General features: G+C 33.3%; 1 protein-coding gene. It reads left to right on the top strand.

Annotation, left to right across the window (positions count from 1 at the left end; genetic code table 11):
- Positions 1 to 231 precede the first annotated feature (231 nt).
- Positions 232 to 1,257 (top strand): transposase, encoded by a 1,026-nt coding sequence (locus tag EMN46_RS18500; RefSeq protein WP_154202494.1) that lies wholly within the window; start codon positions 232 to 234, stop codon positions 1,255 to 1,257.
- The last annotated feature ends 49 nt before the right edge of the window (positions 1,258 to 1,306 follow it).

Consider the following 1,306-nt stretch of genomic DNA (forward strand, 5'->3'; position numbering starts at 1 on the left):
CCGAAAGCTTTCCCTTAGGTTTGCATAGCCAAGGTTACTGTTACTGATTTTGTATTTTAGTAGTGGTTAACCAGTCTGTAGAAGTAAACTAGCGATAGCTTAAGGCGTATAACCTATGTCCCGAATTAGACTTCTACCGACATGGCTTAAGATACCAGATAGAATTATAGGTAAAACCTAATAAGGGTGTTAGTACAATAAGTCGTTGGTTAATCTATTAAAAACAAAGTTATGAAGAAGAAAGTTTTTATTGGATTAGATTACTCAAAATTAACGGTGGATGCAACTTGTTTTCATATCGACAATAAGGAGAATGTAGAATATGCACAATTTGAAAACACCGAAGAAGGTTTTATATCCTTGATAGAATGGGTTAGAAAGCTTTATAAGGACACTGATTTATGGTTGGTCTGTGGCGAATACACTGGAATTTATTCAATGACATCAACTTATGTGTTTAATGATAAAGGTATTGATTTATGGCTCGAGAACCCAAGTCAAATAAAGTTAAGCTGTGGTGTACGTCGAGAAAAGAATGATAAGCTTGATTCGTATGATATAGCAATGTATGCAGCACGTTTTACCGAGCGAGTAAGGCTTTATAAACCTAAGAGTGACCATCTTATAAGACTAAGGGATTTAGTCCGATTTAAGGATAGATTGACAAAAACGAAGGTTGCCTTACAAGTTCCTGCAAAAGAATCGAAAAGTGTTCGGAAAACCTGTACAGACACAAAATATATTTGTGATACTACGGACAGTTTCTGTAGTAATATAGATAAGCAAATTAAAGAAATAGAAAAAAGGATGATGCTCTTATTGAAAACAGATCCCGAATTAAAGCAGATGTATAAATTAATTACTTCTGTTGTTGGTGTAGGTATGCAAACAGCAATATATTTATTGATTCATACTTGGGGATTTGAAGCATTCGATAATCCTAGACAATTAGCCTGTTATTGCGGTGTAGTTCCATTCTCCAAACAATCAGGAACAAGTTTAAAGGGGAAGGCTCATGTAAGTAAAATAGCTAATAGAAAACTAAAAAGCTTACTGCATATGTGTGCTTTAAATGCAGTCAGATACGATCCTCAGTTAAAACTGTATTATCAAAAAAAAGTAGAGGAAGGGAAACACAAAATGAAGGTACTTAATAATGTGAGAAACAAATTGATACATCGTATATATGCTGTAATAACTACCGGACAGGAATATGACAAAAATTATTACCAGAATAATATGAATATAGCAGCTTAAATAAATATAAATTTTAAACCTAAATTCTTGGATTAACCATAGAATTCGG

It is taken from the genome of Ancylomarina sp. 16SWW S1-10-2 (assembly GCF_009669305.1).
Lineage (GTDB): Bacteria > Bacteroidota > Bacteroidia > Bacteroidales > Marinifilaceae > Ancylomarina.